A 20,340-nucleotide genomic window follows, 5' to 3' on the forward strand; every position below is an offset into this window, starting at 1 on the left:
CGGAAGTTAAGCTTCTCAGCGCCGATGGTAGTTGGGGGTTTCCCCCTGTGAGAGTAGGACGCCGCCGGGCACACGAAGAACAGCTGAATGGCTGTTCTTTTTTTGTGTTTTGATCAAATTTTCATGAGCAGCAGAATTTTGCCGTTTTATCAGGTTGGTCGATATCTTTGGCAAAGTGGTCGATAAATCTCTGGATTTGGCCGATATATTTGTAAATCCGCCGATAAAATCATAAATGTGGTCGATAAAATCAAAAAATCGCCAATAAGATTCATAATGGGTCCTCATAGACTATTCTTAGGCACTCTATTACATTAAAATCTTAACTTCTCATGAATATTTTTGAAGGAATATCACAAAATGTTGGTCTAATATCATCAATCTAAGTCCTAACGCTTACATTTCGATAATAACAAGTGCAATTCTCCCGTGAACGGCTTAATTAAATAATAAACCAACCTAAATTGTTATAAGACATACAAGGAAATCGAATGACAATCATAAAATATAAAACAATTAAACTTCCTGAAATATTATTCGGAAAATTGTATACAAAATTGGGCTCCTGGCAACAATAGGTGTACGGAGGTGGAGAATTTGGGTTCGCTTTTAGCTAAGAATCAAATCGGGGAGACGTGTGTGGTTTGCGAACAGACGAAAACAGCTGGCATACACCTGTATACTTCATTTATTTGCACAGACTGTGAGAGCATCATGATTAAGACAGATACGAGTGATCCTCAATATAAATATTACGTGGAGAAATTAAGGAAAGTAACTAAACCAGGTATTTACAGTTAAAAGTCCATTTCGGGCTTTTATTTTTTTTGCCATGAATCAGTGTTAGAATAGATAGGTGTGAAAATGACAATAAAGGTGAGAATATGGATCAATCGAAGACCCCCTTGTATTCCCGATTGGTGGGGCATGCTGAAGGGGAACCGCTGTCCTTCCATGTACCGGGCCATAAAAATGGGACTGTTATTTCCGAGAAGGGACAAAGCTTTTTTAAAGATATTCTAAAACTGGATGCCACTGAAATAACCGGACTGGATGATTTTCATTCTCCCGAGGGAGTTATTTTAGAGGCTGAAGAGTTGCTCACGGACTTATATAAAACGGAAAAAAGCTTTTTTTTAGTAAATGGATCGACTATCGGGAACCTGGCGATGATTCTTGCCGCGGTTAATGAAGATGATGTTGTGCTGGTTCAGCGCAATTCGCATAAATCAATCATGAATGCACTCAGGCTCGCTAAAGCGAGGCCAGTTTTCATCAGTCCGGAGTATCATGAGGACTATGCTGTCGCTGCAGGACTGAGTTTGGAGGCTGTAGAATCGGCAATCCAGCAGTATCCCGGGGCAAAGGCACTCATTCTGACATACCCAAATTATTATGGATTAACGTATGACCTTAAAAGCATCATTGACTTGGCGCATCGTTATCAGATTCCTGTATTGGTGGATGAGGCACATGGCGTGCATTTTATCGCAGGGGACTATTTCCCGAAGTCAGCGGTTGAGCTTGGTGCTGATCTTGTTGTGCAATCGGCACATAAGACACTTCCGGCCATGACCATGGGGGCGTTCCTTCATTTTCAGACAGAACGGGTAGCGATGAGCAAGCTGGAGTTTTACCTGCAGGCGCTGCAATCAAGCAGTCCTTCCTATCCATTGATGGCATCGCTGGATTTGGCCCGGAGCTATCTGGGTACCTATAATCAGGCGGATCTGACTTATTTGAAAGCAGAATTGCAAAAATTCCGGGTAAGCCTCGAGCACCTGGAAACAATTCGGATTTTGTCAGGGGATGACCCGCTAAAGTTAACCATTCAATCCTGGTCAGGCTTCGAGCTGCAACCTAGACTTGAAGCAAAAGGGATTTTTACAGAATTGGCTGACCCACATAATGTCCTGCTCGTTCTGCCTTTACTTAAAAAGAATATGGCACATTACCTGCAGGAAGCTGCTGATAAGATTAAAGAGGTTGTCAGCAACATTCCAAGAAGAGTCAGTCACCCGGAATCGAAACTAACGGATAAAGGAATTTCCACACTGGCAGCAAGCTATAAAGAGATGGAGAATCAGCTATGTGAGCCTATACCACTGGAAGAGGCGGCTGGCAGGGTTTGTGCGGACCAGATCATTCCGTATCCGCCGGGGATTCCCATTTGCCTGCTAGGGGAATGCATCACTGAAGAAGACATTCAAATGATCTTATATTTAATAAGAAAAGAAGCGAAAATCCAGGGCGGAGAGTATTTGCATGCTGGTAAAATAAAAGTGTTTCAGAGTTGGAGGATATAGATGGACAAGGGTATATTCATTACAGTCGAAGGGCCGGATGGTTCGGGAAAAACGACCATCATTCAGATGCTGGCGGAGAAGCTTGAAAAGGAAGGATATGAGATTGTCGCGACACGTGAACCTGGTGGAATAGAGATTGCGGAACAAATCAGGCAAGTCATCCTCGATCCGAAAAACACCGCAATGGATCCGCGTACAGAAGCCCTTTTATATGCGGCAGCCAGAAGGCAGCATCTTGCCGAAAAGGTCAAGCCAGCGCTGGAAAGAGGGAAAATTGTTTTATGTGACCGATTTGTCGATAGTTCACTGGCGTATCAGGGCCATGCCCGAGGCTTGGGTATTGACGAGGTCTATTCAATCAACCAGTTTGCGATTGAAAGCATGATGCCCAAAATGACACTGTATTTTGATGTAGCACCAGAAGTGGGGCTTGAAAGGATCAATAAAAATAAGGGCCGTGAAGTGAATCGTCTCGATTTAGAAAAGCTGGAGTTCCACCAAAAGGTAAGGGAAGGCTATACGATGATTGCCGAGCGATTCCCGGAGAGGATTGTCACGATTGATGCTTCAAAGGAATTGGAAGAGGTTTACGTACAAGCTGAAGAGAAAATTAAAGAAATATTGAAAATGTAGATTCCATGAACAAGCCTGTCCGCTGTCAGGCTTGTTTTTTATCTGGTAAAGATAGAAGTAAATTTCCAGTCTGCGAATAAAGGGCTGCTTTTTGCAAATGAACACTGTTTACTAGCGAATAAAAAGTTTTTTTAGCGAACTATGTATTAAAATTTGCGAATAAAGAGTTGTCTTTAAGGAATGGGGGCAATTTAGGCACCCTCTTTTCTGGAAGCGAATGGAATTTTACGTTTATATCATGTGTTGTCCCAGGAATCCTGTTATAATAAGGATACAACTGTTACGGAAGCAAAATTTCATGCCAATAAAAAAATTCAGGGGGTAAACGAATGAAATTAATTTTAGCAGTGGTTCAAGACCAGGATAGCAACCGCCTTTCAAATGCGCTGGTCGACCATAATTTCCGTGCAACAAAGATGGCCAGTACAGGTGGATTCCTGAAATCAGGGAATACCACGTTTATCATAGGAACAGAAGACATCAGAGTGGATAAGGCATTGGAGGTCATCAGGGACAACTGTAAGTCTCGTGACCAGCTTGTGGCACCTGTCTCACCTATGGGAGGGAATGCAGATTCATATGTTCCATACCCTGTCGAGGTCGAAGTTGGCGGTGCGACTGTTTTCGTATTGCCTGTCGAGCAGTTTCATCAATTTTAACGGGAAATGCCCGGAGGTTAGCACCAAATGAAAATTAATCAGGATATGCGCCTTAACATAGATAAAGTGCGCCAGGACCAGAAACAGCAGCCTGGCAGCGGCATCAAATTCAATGCACTTGTGGAGAAACAGGAACATAAATTGCAAATCGGACAGCTCCAGCAATTAATGAAGGAAGTGGAATCTGCCGGCGAGCGGCTGGCACGGTCCAGGACTTTCAAGGACCTTGCCAAGTTCAGGACGCTAGTGAAGCAATTCGTTAAAGAAGCAGTCAATTTCGGAATGGAGCTCAAGCACTCGCATAGCTGGAACCAATTTGGCGAAGGCAGGTCTTTGAAGGTCGTGGAAACGATTGATGATAAGCTGGTCGAGTTGACGGATGAGCTGATGAAGAAAAAGGATGAACAGATTGATATCCTCGGCAAGATTGGGGAAGTCAAAGGCCTGTTGATCAATTTATATACGTAAGTGAGTGATCGCCTTGGCAAAGACATGGGACGAGCTGGAGAGACTCCAGCCCAATGTTTTGAAGATGATAAAAAACAGCATCCTGAAAAATCGGGTCGCCCATGCCTATTTATTTGAGGGAATGAGGGGCACCGGCAAAAAGGAGATAAGTATACTCCTTGCCAAGAGCATCAATTGCCAGGCGCCGGTGGATGGCTATAAACCTTGCGAAAACTGTTTGAACTGCAAAAGGATCAACCATGGGAACCATCCGGATATCCATCTTGTAGAGCCTGATGGCCTTTCGATCAAGAAAGGGCAGATTCAGCTGCTGCAAGAGGAGTTTTCGAAAACAGGGGTTGAGTCGAAGAACAAGCTTTACACGATTGTCCATGCTGACCGGATGACGACTAATGCGGCGAACAGTTTGCTGAAGTTCCTCGAGGAACCTCATGCAGGGACTGTTGCTGTGTTGATCACCGAGCAGGCACAGCAAATGCTTCCGACCATCTTATCCAGATGCCAGATGATCAATTTTACGCCATTATCTCCTAAAAATATGACAGAACAATTGATAGCAAACGGGGTCCACCCGCATACAGCCCCGATGCTGGCACAGCTGACGAATAATTTGGAAGAAGCTTTAGAGATAAGTAGTAATGATTGGTTTGCACAAGCACAAAAAATAGTGTTAAAATTATATGAAGTGCTGAAGAAGAATTCGCTTGAAGCTATGGTCGCGCTTCAGGAGAACTGGTTCACGCACTTTAAAGAGAAAGAACAAATCGATCGGGGTTTGGATTTATTACTTCTTATATTTAAGGATTTACTATACATTCAGCTTGGCAAGAAGGACCAGGTTGTGTATCTAAACGAAAGCTCACGTTTAGAACAGTTTGCATTACAGACATCCGGACGGCGTCTTACCGAACAAATGGCAGCCATTCTGGAGGCGAAGAGGAAGCTGCATGCCAATATGAATCCCCAGCTGCTCATGGAAGAGCTGGTGTTAAAATTGCAGGAGGGATCTACACTTGTATGATGTAGTAGGTGTCCGCTTCAAGAAAGCGGGGAAGATTTATTATTTTGATCCCGGCGATCTCTCAATTCAAAAGGACGAATTCGTCATTGTCGAAACTGTAAGGGGCGTTGAGTACGGCAGAGTGGTCATTCCCCGAAAGCAAGTCGGCGAAAACGATGTGGTCCTGCCTCTGAAAAAGGTCGTCAGAATTGCAGATCAGAAGGATCGTCTCATTGTCGAGGAGAACAAAACAGCTGCAAAGGAAGCATACGATGTTTGCAGTGAAAAAGTGAACGAACATCAGCTTGATATGAAGCTTGTTGATGTTGAATATACATTTGACCGCAACAAAGTCATTTTTTACTTCACGGCTGACGGCCGAGTTGATTTCCGGGAATTGGTCAAGGATTTGGCATCCATCTTCCGGACAAGGATCGAGCTTCGCCAGATTGGTGTCAGGGATGAAGCAAAAATGCTTGGCGGTATAGGGCCATGCGGCAGGATGCTTTGCTGCTCTACGTACCTGGGAGACTTTGAACCTGTTTCAATCAAGATGGCCAAGGATCAAAACCTCTCGCTCAATCCGACAAAGATTTCCGGTCTTTGCGGCAGGCTGATGTGCTGTTTGAAATATGAGAACGACGAATATGAAACAGCGAAAGAGCAGCTGCCAGACATTGGCGAAACAATCTTGACACCGGATGGACGAGGGAAAGTCGTCGGATTGAACATCCTGGAACGAGTCATGCAAGTCGATATCCCAGGACAGGAACGCGTTCTGGAATATACACTTGAGGAAATTCAGGAAGCAGGAGCTGTATCGTTGCAATCATCCACAGATTAATGAGGTGGAACAGGTGGATAAAAAAGATATCTTTGACTCAGTAAGTAATATGGAAGCGCAGATCGGTGATTTATACCGTCAGCTTGGTGAGTTAAAACAGCATTTGGCAGAGATTCTGGAAGAGAATAATGCACTAAAGCTGGAAAATGAGCATATAAGACGCCGTCTGGATCAAACCATTGGTAAAAAAGATCCAACCATTAAGAAAAGCGGCAAGGAAAACAGCAATCAGGCACAGGCTGATAAAAACGTAGTCGACATCGGTGAAGGCTATGACAATCTTGCCCGCCTGTACCAGGAAGGCTTCCACATCTGCAATCTGCATTTTGGCAGCCCGCGAAAAGAGGATTGCTTGTTCTGCCTGTCCTTTCTTAATAAAAAGTAATTGGCAGCCTTCCTTTATAGGGAAGGCTATTTTTATAAGTTCGTTTTGGAGGAACACAACAAATGGTAAACTTACGAGAAGATGAACGACTGGACTATTTGCTTGCGGAGGATTTGCGGATTATCCAGAGCCCGAATGTATTTTCTTTTTCCCTGGATGCTGTCCTGCTTGCGAGATTTGTATGGGTGCCGATCCAAAAAGGGAAGATCGTCGACCTATGCAGTGGCAATGGGGTGATTCCCTTGTTTTTAAGTGCGAGGACGAAAGGGACAATCACCGGAGTCGAAATCCAGGAACGATTGTACGATATGGCCATCCGAAGCATTGAATACAATCAATTAAATGACCGTCTCCATATGGTTCATGGAGACTTAAAGGATGCTCCAAAACAGCTTGGCTTTGAGAAGTACGATGTTGTAACCTGCAATCCGCCGTATTTTCCGACCCCGTCCAAGGAAGAGATCAATGTGAATGAACACCTGGCGATTGCGCGCCATGAGATTCTTTGCACGCTCGAGGATGCGATTCGGTCGGCAAGCCAGCTGGTCAAACAGGGTGGGAAGGTTGCATTTGTCCACCGTCCGGGAAGGCTGATTGACATCATTGAGCTTATGCGGAAATACCGGCTTGAGCCCAAGCGGATCCAGTTTGTCTATCCAAAGGCAGGGAAGGAAGCGAATACGCTGCTGGTAGAAGCCATAAAGGATGGCAGCCCTGACCTTAAGATTCTTGAGCCTTTAACGGTCTATGATGAAAATAATGAATATACCCCAGTGATCAAAGAGATGTTATATGGAAGCAAATAAGTAAAGGCTCTTTTCTGGAACTTTGTTGCCATTTGCTGCAAAATTGCATTGAAGGACCTAGGTAACTTAGCTAAATGGACGATTTAGACGGGAAAAGAGCTTGCAAACTATTTACCGACCAGCAAAACGCCTTATAATACGTTAAAATCGGCTTTAGGATTTTAACAACATTCATTACGAAAACAGCCTAAGTAAAAGAGGAACGGGTGGATTAAAAATGCAGCAGCAAAAAAGTTTTGAACGCGAGAATGAAAAAGGAATCCTTTATCTGGTGCCTACGCCAATCGGAAACCTGGAGGACATGACCTTCAGGGCGATCAGGATGATGAAGGAAGCGGATTTGATTGCCGCGGAAGATACAAGGAATACAAAAAAGCTGTGCAATTACTTTGAGATTGAAACGCCCGTTACCAGCTATCATGAACATAATAAGGAAAGCAGTGGGCATAAGTTGGTTGAGAAACTGAAGGACGGAGCCAAAATTGCGCTGGTCAGCGATGCGGGAATGCCGACTATATCAGACCCTGGTATGGAACTTGTGGCCGAGGCGATTGCCGAGGGGCTCACGGTCGTCCCGCTGCCAGGAGCAAACGCAGCCCTTACCGCATTGATTGCTTCAGGGATCCAGCCGCAGCCTTTCTATTATTACGGTTTCCTCCAGAGAGGCAAAAAGGATAAAAGAAAGGAACTCGAACAGCTGGCAAAACAGGCAGCCACCATAATCCTTTATGAATCACCACACAGATTGAAGGAGACACTGGCATTGATGCTGGATGGTCTGGGTGACCGCCGAATTGTCCTGTGCCGGGAATTAACGAAGAAATATGAAGAGTTCCTCAGAGGGACTGTTTCAGAAGCACTTGCATGGTCTGAAACGGAGGAAGTGCGCGGTGAATTCGTACTGATTATTGAGGGGGTGTCTGTAGACACCCTTGAACTTGAAGAAAATCAATGGTGGGAAAAACTTAGCTTGACTGAACATGTAGAGCATTACATCACAAAGGAAAATATGACTTCCAAAGATGCCATCAAGCAAACAGCAAAGGACCGGGATCTGCAAAAACGGGAAGTTTACCAGGCTTACCATATAGAAGAATGAAAACGTAAAAAGGCCGTGGATGCTATCCACGGCCTTGATTATATTTTATATTAAGCTTTTACAGGTTCGAAGCTTCCCTGGATTTCTTTAAGAAGCTGTTCAGCACCTTCACGGCTAAGGATTAGCTTGCCGCCAGCCAATGTGATGTTGTTGTCAGATACTTCACCAGTGATGTGGCAAGTCATGTTTGGCTTGTACTTCTTCAGGATGATGCGGTCATCGTCAACATAGATTTCCAAAGCATCCTTTTCTGCGATGCCAAGAGTCCTTCTTAATTCGATTGGAATAACCACGCGGCCAAGCTCATCAACTTTACGTACGATACCAGTAGATTTCATTTTTTATAATCTCCTCTCATTTTCCCATATATTTATTCGTCATTTTTCGACATTTTTCTCTTATTGGTTTTATAATACCAGTGATTCCAATTACCGTCAATTAAATTATTTTTCTTTTATTAGAAAAATTTTACACAGGGCTTGAACCTTATCATAACAAGGTTTACTGATAAGTAGTATTAGAGGGGAGACACCTGGGAAGGAATTTTTACTAATGGATAAAAGGAGAAAATATTATTCGACGATAACATTAAGCGCATATTTCGACAAAATTCTACAATCTATTCGACAAAAAAGTCACAAGTTTGTCATATTTGAAAAGCACCGTACATTATTTTCTAATCAGGTATATTCTATTAATGAAATTGGTTATGATTTTATTAAGTAAAAATTCACAGTAGTTCATCTCCTGCCAGGATCATAAGGCGGGATTTTTAATTTAATGATAGAAACAGAGCAAACTGCATTCTGCTAATGACAAAATACGTTAACATTATGAGGAGAATGTCCGTAGCAGTAATTTTTTTTACAAATTTCGAGTTTATTTATAATTTTGGTGCCTGCTCTCCTTTTAGCCACTACATATTCTTCGGTTGTAAGCGGCAAATTTACTTAAGCCGTTTCCGCATGGATTGTTGCTTTTGTGCATCAACCTTAGTTATAAAGCCTCAGGTGCTATTTTCATACAGGCTTCCAAACTGGAAATGCGGGAGTAATAATAAATCCAAAAGCTGTTGTATGTAAAAACAATGTAAATTACGAAAAAGGCCATTGTTAAAGTGTTATGAATCCCAACGCATTAACTGGTATAATAACTACTATTAGAATGAACTAGCAGTATTAGTTAAGGAGGATCTTCATGGAAGAGAAACTGAAAACCTTTTATCTTACGACACCGATTTATTATCCAAGCGGAAATCTTCATATCGGACATGCTTATACAACGGTAGCTGGCGATGCGATGGCCCGCTATAAAAGACTGCGCGGCTATGATGTCATGTATTTGACAGGCACGGATGAGCACGGTCAGAAGATTCAGCGGAATGCAGAGGCAAAGGGTGTTACCCCGCAGCAATATGTAGATGGAATTGTTGATGGGATCCAGGAACTCTGGGGCAAACTGGATATTTCTTATAACGACTTTATCCGTACGACCCAGGACCGTCATAAACAAATCGTTGAGAAAATCTTCGCTCAGCTTCTGGAGCAGGGGGATATATATCTTGACCAATATGAAGGCTGGTATTGCACACCGTGTGAATCCTTCTATACTGACAGACAGCTTGTGGATGGGAATTGCCCGGACTGCGGCCGACCTGTTGAAAAGGTAAAGGAAGAATCTTATTTCTTTAAGATGAGCAAGTACGCTGACAGGCTTCTGAAATACTATGAAGAGAATCCTGACTTCATCCAGCCGGAATCACGGAAAAATGAAATGATCAATAACTTCATCAAGCCAGGACTTGAAGACTTGGCCGTGTCCAGGACAACTTTTGACTGGGGTATCAAGGTTCCCGGGGATCCGAAGCACGTCATTTATGTGTGGATCGATGCGTTATCGAACTATATTACAGCTCTGGGCTATGGTACTGATGATGATTCCAAGTACTTGAACTACTGGCCGGCGGATGTCCACCTTGTCGGAAAGGAAATTGTCCGCTTCCACACCATTTATTGGCCAATTATGCTGATGGCTCTTGATCTTCCGCTTCCTAAAAAGGTTTTTGCCCACGGCTGGCTTTTGATGAAGGACGGAAAAATGTCGAAATCCAAAGGGAATGTAGTGGACCCTGTCACGCTGATTGACCGCTACGGCCTGGATGCTCTTCGATACTACTTGCTTCGTGAGGTTCCATTCGGTTCTGATGGCGTATTTACGCCTGAAGGCTTTGTCGAAAGAATCAATTTCGATCTTGCCAATGACCTTGGAAACCTGCTGAACAGGACTGTTGCCATGATCAATAAGTATTTCGACGGTGAAATTCCTGCATACAATGGTTCTGAAGGAGAATTTGAAAAGCAGCTGCTTGAAGTGAACAAGGAGACTGTCTTGAAATACGAAGAGGCAATGGAGAAAATGGAGTTTTCCGTTGCGCTTACGACTGTTTGGCAGCTGATCAGCCGCTGCAATAAATTCATCGATGAGACACAGCCATGGGTGCTGGCGAAGGATGAAGAAAAGAAAGCGGCTTTGGCTGATGTCATGGTCCACCTGGCTGAATCTTTAAGAAGAGTGGCGATCCTGTTAAAGCCATTCCTGACAAGGACTCCGGATAAAATCTTCGCTCAGCTGAATGTTGCTTCCGAGGGACTACAGACATGGGAAAGCCTTGAAGAGTTCGGACAGATACCAGCAGGAACCAAGGTGGTCCAGGGTGAACCGATTTTCCCTCGTCTTGAACTGAAGGACGAAGTGGAGTTCATCAAGGAAAAAATGCAGGGATCTGCTCCTGCCGCGGCACCTGTGGAAGAAGAGAAGCCGGAATTGCAGGAAGAAATCACGATTGATGACTTCATGAAGGTTGAACTGCGTGTAGCACAAGTCATTCATGCAGAGCCTGTCAAAAAAGCTGATAAGCTGCTGAAGCTTCAATTGGATCTTGGCTATGAAAAACGCCAGGTCGTTTCGGGTATTGCAAAGTACTTCAAACCGGAAGACCTTGTGGGCAAAAAAGTGATTTGTGTGACCAACCTTAAGCCTGTTAAACTTCGCGGGGAGCTTTCCGAGGGAATGATTCTTGCAGGTGAAAAAGATGGCGTCATGTCACTGGCATCAGTTGATGATTCACTGGCTATCGGGGCGAAAATAAAATAAAACCATACGAACCTGAAAATGTTTCATGTGTAACATTTTCAGGTTTTTTGTGTTAAAAAGGCAATTTTTTAAATAGCGTGATTTATGATAGATAAGAGAGTCAGTTAGCAAGCATTCCCGACACTTGTCGGGTTTTTATGAAACCGAATCCAGAAATTTGACCTGGACATTGGAAAAAAGTTATGATATCGACACAACTTTATCACAATAATAAGAACATGGCAGCGGGTCTATTCTCCCTAACAGGGAGCTGGATTAGTATAAAGCTGCAGGCAATGCCAGTAAAGGAGTTAAATATGCTTTTTGATACACATGTACACTTAAACGCGGAACAATACAACGAAGATCTCCAGGATGTCATTGACCGGGCCCTTGCTGAAGGAGTTACCAACATGGTGGTTGTCGGGTTCGATGAAGTGACAATCAAAAAAGCGATTGAGCTCGCAGAAAGCTATGAATTTCTTTATGCAAGTGTAGGATGGCATCCAGTCGATGCGATCGATATGACGGAGGAGCATCTGGCTTGGCTGAAAGAACTGGCGAGCCACCCTAAAGTCGTCGCTCTCGGGGAAATGGGACTTGATTATCACTGGGACAAGTCACCGAAGGACATCCAGAAAGAGGTCTTCCGCAAACAAATCAGGCTTGCAAAAGAAGTGAATCTTCCTATCATCATACATAATCGTGACGCAACAGCAGACATAGTGGAAATTTTAAAGGAAGAGAATGCCGGGGAAGTTGGCGGGATCATGCACTGTTTCAGCGGCAGCGTGGAAACAGCACTTGAATGCGTTGATATGAACTTCTATATATCACTTGGCGGACCGGTTACGTTTAAAAATGCAAAGAAACCGAAGGAAGTGGCAGAGGCGATTCCAATGGACCGTCTTTTGGTCGAAACAGATTGCCCTTACCTGACTCCGCATCCATATCGCGGAAAACGAAATGAACCAGCCTATGTAAAATTGGTAGCACAGCAAATTGCAGAATTGAAAGGGCTAACTCTCGAAGAAGTTGCAGGCGAAACAGCCAAAAATGCAAAAAAATTATTCGGCATAAAGTGATAGGGAATGTTGTCGATTTATCAGCAAGGTTGTCCAAAACTTTTCTGTTTCTAAAAAGTTCTACATGTCTCACTTGCGACATAGGATAACCGTGTCGATAACTATTGCTTTTCTTTTTATGGTGCATCTTGCATAATAGGGACTACGTTTGGGCAAGGGTGTCTGGGTTGACAAGTCGGCAACAATATCTTTATAATCACTCCGAGAAGAGGAGGCGTTTTTCATCGTGATTAATAGCATGAAAAACCTGTTTTCCAAGACTTTGAGTAAGAAGAAACTGGTGCTTTTTTCTGCTAGTTTCCTAGTTTTTGCCGCTGCTCTTGGGATCTTCATGTATGAAGGGACCAAAAAGACAGTCGCATTGACATTGGATGGCGAAGAAAGGGTCATTAAAACACACGCAAATACTATCCAGGATATATTTAATGATCTCGATATCTCATTGCGCTCAGAGGATTATTTATCGCTGGCGGCACACACCAAGGTGAAGAATAACCTATCAATCGTGTGGAAACCGGCCAAACAGGTAGAAGTAATACAGGACCAGGAGACCAAGAAGTATTGGACAGCAGCCGATACGGTCGAAGATTTCCTGAAAGAACAGAATATCGTTATAAATGAACACGACAAGTTAAGCCCAAACCCAGACGCTAAGTTAAAGCAAGATGTGAAGATTGCCATTCAAAGAGCTTTCCCGCTTAAACTCGTAGTAGGCGGAAAAGAGCAAGATGTATGGTCGACTTCGACTACGGTCGCTGACTTTTTATCACAGCAAGGAATCACACTGAACGATATGGACCGTGTTGAGCCTGCGTTAAAGCAGACAGTCACAAAAGATGCCGTGATTAATGTCACTCGAGTTGAAAAAGTCACCGATGTAGTTGAAGAACCAATTAGCTATGCTGTCGTCACGCAAAAGGACAGCAAACTGGAAAAAGGGAAACAAGAAGTTGTGACAGAAGGCCAGGAAGGTTTGCTTTCCAAGGAATATGAAGTAATCCTTGAAAACGGCAAGGAAGTATCAAGAAAACTGGTCAGTGAAAAGACATTAAAAGAGAAAAAGGATAAAGTCGTGGCGATGGGCACGAAGGTCATCGTTGCTCAAGTTTCACGTGGCTCAAGTGAACCGGCAGGGAAGGAATTCTATGTTTCCTCCACAGCTTATACTGCTAACTGTAACGGTTGCTCCGGCTACACTGCTACAGGGATCAACCTGAGGGCGAATCCAAATGTCAGAGTCATTGCAGTAGATCCAAGCGTCATTCCATTGGGAACCAAAGTATATGTTGAAGGCTATGGCTATGCCATCGCTGCCGACAAGGGCTCAGCGATTAGAGGTAACAAGATTGATGTTTTCTTCGCATCAAAATCAGATGCCTACCGCTGGGGACGTAAGACAGTCAAAATCAAAATCCTAAATTAATTCACGGATGCAGGGGAACCTTCCTCTGCATTTTTGTTTTTTCAAACAGTCTTTAAGGTATAATAAGAAAAGCATTTCATCTAAAAAAACTTTACACTTATATAGACGATTATATTTCAAAAATGTTTCATTTATTTCATAGAATTTTTTTCTTTTTAAAAAAAATGCAATTAAAAAGTCTACTGCTGGCTGAATAAAGCAGCGTAAGCAATATAAGTATCGGAGGAAACATGAGATTAAAAGAAATCATCGTAGTCGAGGGCAAGGATGATACAACGGCGATCAGGCGTGCCATCGACGCGGACACTATTGAAACGAATGGTTCTGCCATCAACGCAGAAACAATTGAAAAGATCCGGAATGCCCATGAAAAAAGAGGAGTCATTATTTTTACCGACCCGGATTTCCCTGGTGAAAAAATTCGCAAGACCATTTCAGAACAGGTTCCTGGCTGCAAGCATGCATTCATTCCAAAGGAATTGGCCAAGCCCAAGTCTGGAAGAGGCCTGGGCGTTGAGCATGCCGCTCCCGAAGTGATCCGTGAAGCACTCAAGGATGCACAGATCATGGACGCAGAGGCAGTCGAGGAAATCACCCAGGAGGATTTGCTGGATGCCGGGCTGATTGGCGGCCCTGGTTCCAAGGAGAGGCGGGAAAAGCTTGGAAGGCTACTGAAGATCGGATATACAAACGGCAAGCAGCTCCACAAGCGCCTGATGATGTTTCAGGTGAAAAGACAGGATTTCGCAGATGCTCTGGCTGAGATCCTCAAGGAGGAACAACAAAATGCATAAAGATATTGCAACCCCTGTGAGAACGAAAGAAATATTGGATAAGTACGGCTTTTCTTTTAAAAAGAGCCTGGGACAGAACTTTCTGATCGATACCAATATCCTCAACCGGATTGTTGATCATGCACAATTAACGGACGGAAGCGGCGCGATTGAAATTGGCCCTGGAATTGGCGCATTGACCGAACAGCTGGCGAAAAGAGCAGAAAAAGTTGTCGCTTTTGAGATTGACCAGCGCCTCCTCCCGATCTTGGAGGAAACCCTTTCGCCATATCCCAATGTGAAAATCATCCATAGTGATGTCCTGAAAGCAGATGTCCATGCAGTCATGGAACAAGAATTTGCCCAATTTAAAGATGTGATGGTCGTTGCCAACCTGCCTTATTATGTGACGACACCGATCCTTATGAAGCTGCTCGAGGAAAGACTGCCGATCAGGGGAATCGTCTGCATGCTTCAAAAAGAAGTGGGAGACAGGATTTCCGCCAAGCCGGGGACAAAGGAATACGGTTCCCTTTCGATTGCTGTCCAGTATTACACGAAGGCAGAGACCGTGATGATTGTTCCGAAAACAGTATTCATGCCGCAGCCAAATGTCGACTCTGCGGTCATCCGGCTGACATTGCATGATGAGCCGCCTGTAAAAGTGAAGGATGAAGCTTTCTTTTTCCATGTCACCAGGTCAAGTTTTGCCCAAAGACGAAAGACCATCCTGAATAATTTGACCAGCCAGCTCCCAGATGGAAAGCTGAAGAAAGAAAGTATACAAGCAGCGCTTCAGCAGGCAGGAGTGGAAGAATCGCGCCGGGGAGAAACACTAACGATTGAAGAATTCGCACAATTGAGTAATGCACTGTATCCATATTTTCATTAAAGCTTAGGATTGTGTTCGAAAAGCAGTACGTATTATAGCTGTCAATAAGGTCTGGAGACTCCAGGCCTTTTTTGCTGTTTCGGAATAAAATAAGAAATTAAGGAATATAATTTAATTTTTCAGGAATAAAACGCTGCGAGTCAGGAATATATCCAGAATCTAAGGAATATATCAGCAGAACTCAGGAATATGATTCCTGGTTGATACTCCGGAGCCCAGAAAGCACATGTCTATAGGTGTTTGCATATTTTATGAAAGAAAACCACTTAGCGCAGCCTGTGTGCGGGGCAATTGGAGTGAGGATGATGAACATTAACCTCATGGATATCGTCGGCAGGGTTTCGCATCAATGCGATATTATGTTCCGGGTAATCGATATCAGAGAGAATAATGGGAAAAAAATTGCGATATTATATGGTGAGGATTTCCGATTGATTGCGGATGCGCCCTATGAAGACCTGATCAAAATCGATCCGGGGATGCGCATGAGGCTGACAGAGGAATTCCGGTCACTTGAAGAACAATCATATAAGCTATTCCGGCAGGATGTTGATTTATTGCAGCAAAAACAGGAATATGAGTCGACCGAGGGTTACAGCAAATCATATAACTATTTTCAAATGCCTGGAAAGGTTCTCCACATTGATGGAGATCCAATTTATTTAAAAAAGTGCCTGACCTTATACGAAAAGGTTGGGGTTCCGGTTTATGGGTTTCATTGCAATGAAAAAGAAATGCCCGATAAGGTCGGGATGCTGATTGATTATTATCGGCCAGATATACTGGTCATCACCGGACATGATGCCTATTCAAAGTCGAAAGGCTCTATGGATGATATCAATGCCTACCGCCATTCCAAGCATTTTGTCCAGACGGTGAGGGAGGCACGAAAGAGAATTCCCCATCTTGACCAGCTCGTCATCTTTGCGGGTGCATGCCAGTCTCATTTCGAGTCGCTGATCCATGCAGGAGCCAATTTTGCCAGTTCGCCATCAAGAGTCAATATCCACGCGCTTGATCCAGTCTATATCGTCGCAAAAATCAGCTTTACCCCTTTCATGGAACGGATTAATGTATGGGATGTGCTGAGAAATACCCTGACGGGGGATAAAGGATTAGGCGGCATTGAAACAAAGGGAGTATTAAGGACAGGAATGCCATATAAGAAGAATTCGTCGGACTGATTTATATACGTCCGGCGTTTTTATTTCTTCATACATAATTTTCCGCAATACCGGCCACCCTAAAAATGTAGAAATTTAGAAGAAAAAGAAGACGAAAATATATTGACTTTTAAATTTAAGTACTGTTATAATTTATGTTTTTGTTTGACTAAAGTGTGTAAGCGTGTTATACTTTTATGTAGTGAGGTGGACCGAATGCCAAAAACATTATCGGATATCAAAAAAGCCCTTGATTCAAACCTAGGAAAAAGACTTATGCTAAAGGCCAACGGCGGACGCAGAAAGACGATCGAACGTTCAGGCGTATTAGCGGAAACTTATCCTTCAGTTTTCGTCATTGAGCTTGACCAGGATGAAAATGCTTTTGAACGTGTTTCGTACAGCTACGCAGATGTATTAACTGAAACGGTTGAAATTACCTTCTTTGAAGATACAACAGGATCAATTGCTTTGAGCTAATCTATGCTCAAATGCAGTACAGGCAGTGAACTCTCGGGTTAGCTGCTTTTTATTTTGCCCATTTTTAAGAGGCAAAGGATAAATAAGGTGCACATGAAAATCTCCTTTACCCAGAATACTAAAAATACTGTGATGGTGAAAAGGAGATGGTAGTATTGGGCAGAAGAAGAGGAATTATGTCTGACAGGTTGAAGGAAGAGCTTGCGAAAGAGCTCGGCTTTTATGATGTCGTCCAAAATGAAGGATGGGGCGGAATCAGGGCCAGGGACGCGGGCAACATGGTAAAGCGGGCGATTGAGCTTGCTGAACAGCAGCTTGCGAACCAGAACCGCTGATTGTGATCGACATTCTTTGTAAACTGCCGTAAAACTGTTCCTGACAGTGACCAATATAATTCAGACCATCACGGTGCCGGGGCTATTGCTCCGGCTTTTTTGCGTTAGATTCCTGGAATCCTAATTCTTTGTGAAATGACTGTATTCGCCAATGAGCAAATGATAAAATAGAGGAATGTTTCTATAGAGGAGTCTTACTTATTTTACTTTCAGAGTGTATTGTTTAAATTCGATCATTGTCCAGCTCCAGCGCCTAACTCCTCGAGTCGCTTGTCTAGTGTTGCCTCCTAGAAACTCCGAAACTTCAACTCCGCCGGCAGAAGCAAAGAGCGCTTCTTTGTCGGAGTCTCCAGTTTCTGCGTTTCTGGGCAGTCGGCTATACTTTTCGATTTCGGTTCTGGCAATGAAGTCAAAAAGCGACTTCACTGCCAGGCCCTCCAGCGCTTGTCGAAGTTGACCAAGGCGCTTGCGCTTTTCTATTCTTTTTGTGGTAAAATAGGACAAAATGTGGAATTCGTGTAAAAGTAGGTGGAAGTAGTGAAGATTTTAGTGAAGGCGCCAGCAAAGATCAATTTATCACTTGATGTTTTGCATAAACGTCCGGACGGTTACCATGAGGTAGAAATGGTGATGACGACGATTGATCTGGCTGACCGCATTGAACTTAGTTTATTAGAAGAAGACAGGATCATGATCCATTCTCATAATCGATTTGTTCCGGATGACCAACGGAACCTTGCTTACCAGGCGGCCATACTGTTAAAAGAGAGGTTCCAGGTGAAAAAAGGTGTAATGATCGGGATTGAAAAAACCATCCCGGTAGCAGCTGGTCTTGCTGGCGGCAGCAGTGATGCAGCGGCGACATTAAGGGGATTGAACAAGCTGTGGAATCTTGGTTTGTCATTGGACGAGCTGGCGGTGCTTGGCGCAGAAATTGGTTCGGATGTTTCCTTCTGTGTGTACGGAGGAACAGCGCTTGCCACAGGGCGAGGGGAAATCATTGAAGAGCTGCCTGCGCCGCCAACATGCTGGGTCGTTTTGGCGAAGCCTTTTATTGGTGTATCAACAGCAGAAGTATATCGCCGCCTTAATGTAGAAAAAATTCAGCATCCGCCTACTAAAGAAATGATCTCTGCGATTGAAGAGGGTGATTTTAAAGGGGTCTGCAACAGTGTCGGCAATGTACTTGAAGATGTGACGCTATCCCTATATCCTGAGGTCGCCCAAATAAAGGATCAGATGAAGCGTTTCGGTGCAGATGCCGTGTTGATGAGCGGAAGCGGCCCCACCGTTTTTAGCCTGGTGGCACACGATTCGCGTATGCATCGCATCTATAACGGACTACGCGGTTTTTGCGATCAGGTATTTGCGGTAAGGATGCTGGGTGAACGTCATACCCTTGATTAAATCCGTATAATGGTGTTATATTAACCTTAAATATTCGGATTTTGGAGGTTCTGGAATGAAATTTCGACGCAGCGAGCGTTTGATCGATATGACGACCTATTTACTGGAACATCCCCGTCAATTGGTGCCGTTAACCTATTTTGCGGAGAAGTATGGTTCAGCTAAGTCATCGATCAGCGAAGATCTCGGAATCATCAAAGAAACATTTGAACAAAGAGGAATTGGAGTCCTCCAGACTGTGCCGGGAGCCGCCGGAGGAGTGAAATTCCACGTTCATGTAAGTGATGAAAAGGCAAGGGCAGTCATTGATGAACTATGCAAGATCATGGCTACTCCTGATAGACTGCTTCCTGGCGGTTATCTCTTCATGAATGACATCCTTGGCAACCCTGCGATCGTCCAGGAGGTTGGACGCCTGCTGGCATCCGCTTATGCCGAAAAAGACATTGAAGTGGTCATGACTGTGGCGACGAAAGGAATCCCGATTGCTTATGCAGTCGCAAGCCATCTTAATGTCCCGGTTGTGATTGTCAGAAGGGACAGCAAGGTGACAGAAGGTTCTACAGTGAGTATCAATTATGTCTCCGGTTCATCTAAAAGGATCCAGACTATGGTGTTATCCAAGCGGAGCCTTGCAGAGGGTTCCAAGGTTTTAATTGTGGATGACTTCATGAAAGCAGGCGGCACAGTCAACGGCATGATCAACCTGCTGGAGGAGTTTAATGCAAAATTGGCAGGAATCGCAGTATTGGTGGAATCGGAAAACATCGAAGAGCGACTTGTTGATGAATATCTTTCACTCGTCCGTCTTTCCGACGTTGATGTTAAAGAAAGAAAAATTACCGTTAGTGAAGGAAATTACTTTGCCCGTAAAGAATAGTTGTTCAGACGAAAAAAATAATGGGGTGACAATATGAATATTGTACAAACTTCCAATGCACCAGCAGCAATCGGACCCTACTCTCAGGGAGTAGTAGTGAACAATCTTTTCTACAGCTCAGGCCAGATTCCATTGACTCCTGAGGGGATGATGGTAGAAGGCGACATCCAGGCCCAGACACATCAGGTCTTCAAAAACCTAAAAGCTGTGCTGGAAGCTGCAGGAGCATCGCTTGAAACAGTCGTAAAGGCAACTGTGTTCATCAAGAATATGGATGAATTCGCTCAATTGAATGAAGTCTATGCTGAGTATTTCAATGAACATAAACCGGCACGCTCCACAGTCGAAGTGGCAAGATTGCCAAAAGACGCTCTGGTGGAAATCGAAGTAGTAGCGCTCGTTAAATAACGGGCGTTTTTTTATGTTCACTAAGTAAAGAGAGAACCCGAGTTTCGGTAACTTAGAAAAGATTCTCTGCCCGAAAAAGAGAGGGACCCCGAGTTACGGTCGCAGCCAAGAGATTTCTCCGCCCGAAAAAGAGAGAGACCTCGAGTTACGGTCGCAGCCAAG

The 20,340-nt window shown here is 43.9% G+C and carries 23 protein-coding genes and 1 rRNA gene; 22 read left to right on the top strand and 2 right to left on the bottom strand.

Features of this window, described 5'->3' with window-relative positions:
* The 11 genes from rrf to rsmI form a co-directional block, all read left to right on the top strand.
* Nucleotides 1–70: ribosomal RNA gene (gene rrf, locus FS736_RS25750) — 5S ribosomal RNA — on the top strand; the annotation flags it as partial.
* Nucleotides 71–639: 569 nt separating this feature from the next.
* The gene (locus tag FS736_RS22265) at nucleotides 640–801 is read left to right on the top strand and encodes a sigma factor G inhibitor Gin (protein ID WP_395883838.1); all 162 of its coding nucleotides are present in this window, start codon (nucleotides 640–642) and stop codon (nucleotides 799–801) included.
* Nucleotides 802–884: 83 nt separating this feature from the next.
* Nucleotides 885–2,306: an aminotransferase class I/II-fold pyridoxal phosphate-dependent enzyme gene (locus FS736_RS22270; protein WP_144481327.1), complete on the top strand. Its 1,422-nt coding sequence runs from the start codon at nucleotides 885–887 to the stop codon at nucleotides 2,304–2,306.
* Nucleotides 2,307–2,939, top strand: coding sequence for a dTMP kinase (gene tmk / locus FS736_RS22275; RefSeq protein WP_144481328.1), 633 nt, complete (start codon nucleotides 2,307–2,309; stop codon nucleotides 2,937–2,939). It abuts the gene before it with no gap.
* Between the two features lie 329 nt (nucleotides 2,940–3,268).
* Entirely contained in the window at nucleotides 3,269–3,598 is a 330-nt protein-coding gene (locus FS736_RS22280; protein ID WP_079504170.1) for a cyclic-di-AMP receptor, read from the top strand.
* A 27-nt stretch (nucleotides 3,599–3,625) separates the two neighbouring features.
* The gene (locus FS736_RS22285) at nucleotides 3,626–4,066 is read left to right on the top strand and encodes a YaaR family protein (protein WP_144481329.1); all 441 of its coding nucleotides are present in this window, start codon (nucleotides 3,626–3,628) and stop codon (nucleotides 4,064–4,066) included.
* 13 nt (nucleotides 4,067–4,079) lie between these two features.
* The gene (gene holB / locus FS736_RS22290; RefSeq protein ID WP_144481330.1) at nucleotides 4,080–5,087 is read left to right on the top strand and encodes a DNA polymerase III subunit delta'; all 1,008 of its coding nucleotides are present in this window, start codon (nucleotides 4,080–4,082) and stop codon (nucleotides 5,085–5,087) included.
* Nucleotides 5,080–5,910: a PSP1 domain-containing protein gene (locus FS736_RS22295; RefSeq protein ID WP_144481331.1), complete on the top strand. Its 831-nt coding sequence runs from the start codon at nucleotides 5,080–5,082 to the stop codon at nucleotides 5,908–5,910. Before holB ends, FS736_RS22295 begins: the two co-directional genes overlap by 8 nt.
* 13 nt (nucleotides 5,911–5,923) lie before the next feature.
* Nucleotides 5,924–6,295 carry a DNA replication initiation control protein YabA gene (yabA, locus tag FS736_RS22300; RefSeq protein WP_144481332.1) on the top strand — a complete coding sequence of 124 codons (372 nt, stop codon included), beginning with the start codon at nucleotides 5,924–5,926 and terminating at the stop codon, nucleotides 6,293–6,295.
* Nucleotides 6,296–6,357: 62 nt separating this feature from the next.
* A complete protein-coding gene (locus FS736_RS22305; protein ID WP_144481333.1) occupies nucleotides 6,358–7,101 on the top strand; it encodes a tRNA1(Val) (adenine(37)-N6)-methyltransferase in 744 nt (247 codons plus the stop codon).
* 217 nt (nucleotides 7,102–7,318) lie between these two features.
* Nucleotides 7,319–8,200, top strand: coding sequence for a 16S rRNA (cytidine(1402)-2'-O)-methyltransferase (gene rsmI, locus FS736_RS22310; RefSeq protein ID WP_144481334.1), 882 nt, complete (start codon nucleotides 7,319–7,321; stop codon nucleotides 8,198–8,200).
* Between the two features lie 50 nt (nucleotides 8,201–8,250).
* Here the strand turns inward: rsmI and FS736_RS22315 are convergent, their stop codons facing one another.
* Nucleotides 8,251–8,538, bottom strand: a complete 288-nt coding sequence (locus tag FS736_RS22315; protein ID WP_079504177.1) for an AbrB/MazE/SpoVT family DNA-binding domain-containing protein — start codon at nucleotides 8,536–8,538, stop codon at nucleotides 8,251–8,253.
* Nucleotides 8,539–9,397: 859 nt separating this feature from the next.
* On the opposite strand from FS736_RS22315, the gene metG reads away from it, so the two are divergent.
* The 8 genes from metG to FS736_RS22355 all read left to right on the top strand — a co-directional run bounded on the left by metG (nucleotide 9,398) and on the right by FS736_RS22355 (nucleotide 17,483).
* Nucleotides 9,398–11,353: a methionine--tRNA ligase gene (gene metG, locus FS736_RS22320; RefSeq protein ID WP_144481335.1), complete on the top strand. Its 1,956-nt coding sequence runs from the start codon at nucleotides 9,398–9,400 to the stop codon at nucleotides 11,351–11,353.
* A 296-nt stretch (nucleotides 11,354–11,649) separates the two neighbouring features.
* A complete protein-coding gene (locus FS736_RS22325; RefSeq protein ID WP_144481336.1) occupies nucleotides 11,650–12,417 on the top strand; it encodes a TatD family hydrolase in 768 nt (255 codons plus the stop codon).
* 238 nt (nucleotides 12,418–12,655) lie between these two features.
* On the top strand, nucleotides 12,656–13,840 hold the full coding sequence (locus tag FS736_RS22330) for a G5 and 3D domain-containing protein (RefSeq protein ID WP_144481351.1): 1,185 nt from the start codon (nucleotides 12,656–12,658) through the stop codon (nucleotides 13,838–13,840).
* Between the two features lie 230 nt (nucleotides 13,841–14,070).
* Nucleotides 14,071–14,634 (top strand): ribonuclease M5, encoded by a 564-nt coding sequence (gene rnmV / locus FS736_RS22335; protein WP_144481337.1) that lies wholly within the window; start codon nucleotides 14,071–14,073, stop codon nucleotides 14,632–14,634.
* On the top strand, nucleotides 14,627–15,505 hold the full coding sequence (gene rsmA, locus FS736_RS22340) for a 16S rRNA (adenine(1518)-N(6)/adenine(1519)-N(6))-dimethyltransferase RsmA (protein WP_144481338.1): 879 nt from the start codon (nucleotides 14,627–14,629) through the stop codon (nucleotides 15,503–15,505). Before rnmV ends, rsmA begins: the two co-directional genes overlap by 8 nt.
* A gap of 305 nt (nucleotides 15,506–15,810) precedes the next feature.
* Nucleotides 15,811–16,689 (top strand): sporulation peptidase YabG, encoded by an 879-nt coding sequence (yabG, locus tag FS736_RS22345; RefSeq protein WP_144481352.1) that lies wholly within the window; start codon nucleotides 15,811–15,813, stop codon nucleotides 16,687–16,689.
* Nucleotides 16,690–16,884: 195 nt separating this feature from the next.
* A complete protein-coding gene (veg, locus tag FS736_RS22350; protein WP_023613322.1) occupies nucleotides 16,885–17,148 on the top strand; it encodes a biofilm formation stimulator Veg in 264 nt (87 codons plus the stop codon).
* 155 nt (nucleotides 17,149–17,303) lie between these two features.
* Nucleotides 17,304–17,483, top strand: a complete 180-nt coding sequence (locus FS736_RS22355) for a small, acid-soluble spore protein, alpha/beta type (RefSeq protein ID WP_144481339.1) — start codon at nucleotides 17,304–17,306, stop codon at nucleotides 17,481–17,483.
* 198 nt (nucleotides 17,484–17,681) lie between these two features.
* On the opposite strand, the gene FS736_RS22360 is transcribed toward FS736_RS22355, so the two are convergent.
* The gene (locus FS736_RS22360; RefSeq protein ID WP_144481340.1) at nucleotides 17,682–17,909 is read right to left on the bottom strand and encodes a hypothetical protein; all 228 of its coding nucleotides are present in this window, start codon (nucleotides 17,907–17,909) and stop codon (nucleotides 17,682–17,684) included.
* Between the two features lie 111 nt (nucleotides 17,910–18,020).
* Here FS736_RS22360 and ispE point away from each other — a divergent pair, with 111 nt between their 5' ends.
* The 3 genes from ispE to FS736_RS22375 are packed head-to-tail and all read left to right on the top strand — an operon-like array spanning nucleotide 18,021 to nucleotide 20,178.
* On the top strand, nucleotides 18,021–18,890 hold the full coding sequence (gene ispE, locus FS736_RS22365; protein WP_144481341.1) for a 4-(cytidine 5'-diphospho)-2-C-methyl-D-erythritol kinase: 870 nt from the start codon (nucleotides 18,021–18,023) through the stop codon (nucleotides 18,888–18,890).
* 55 nt (nucleotides 18,891–18,945) lie between these two features.
* On the top strand, nucleotides 18,946–19,770 hold the full coding sequence (purR, locus tag FS736_RS22370; protein WP_144481342.1) for a pur operon repressor: 825 nt from the start codon (nucleotides 18,946–18,948) through the stop codon (nucleotides 19,768–19,770).
* Between the two features lie 33 nt (nucleotides 19,771–19,803).
* Entirely contained in the window at nucleotides 19,804–20,178 is a 375-nt protein-coding gene (locus FS736_RS22375) for a RidA family protein (protein WP_144481343.1), read from the top strand.
* Nucleotides 20,179–20,340 lie beyond the last annotated feature (162 nt).

This window comes from Cytobacillus oceanisediminis 2691, assembly GCF_007678455.1.
GTDB lineage: Bacteria > Bacillota > Bacilli > Bacillales > Cytobacillaceae > Mesobacillus > Mesobacillus oceanisediminis_A.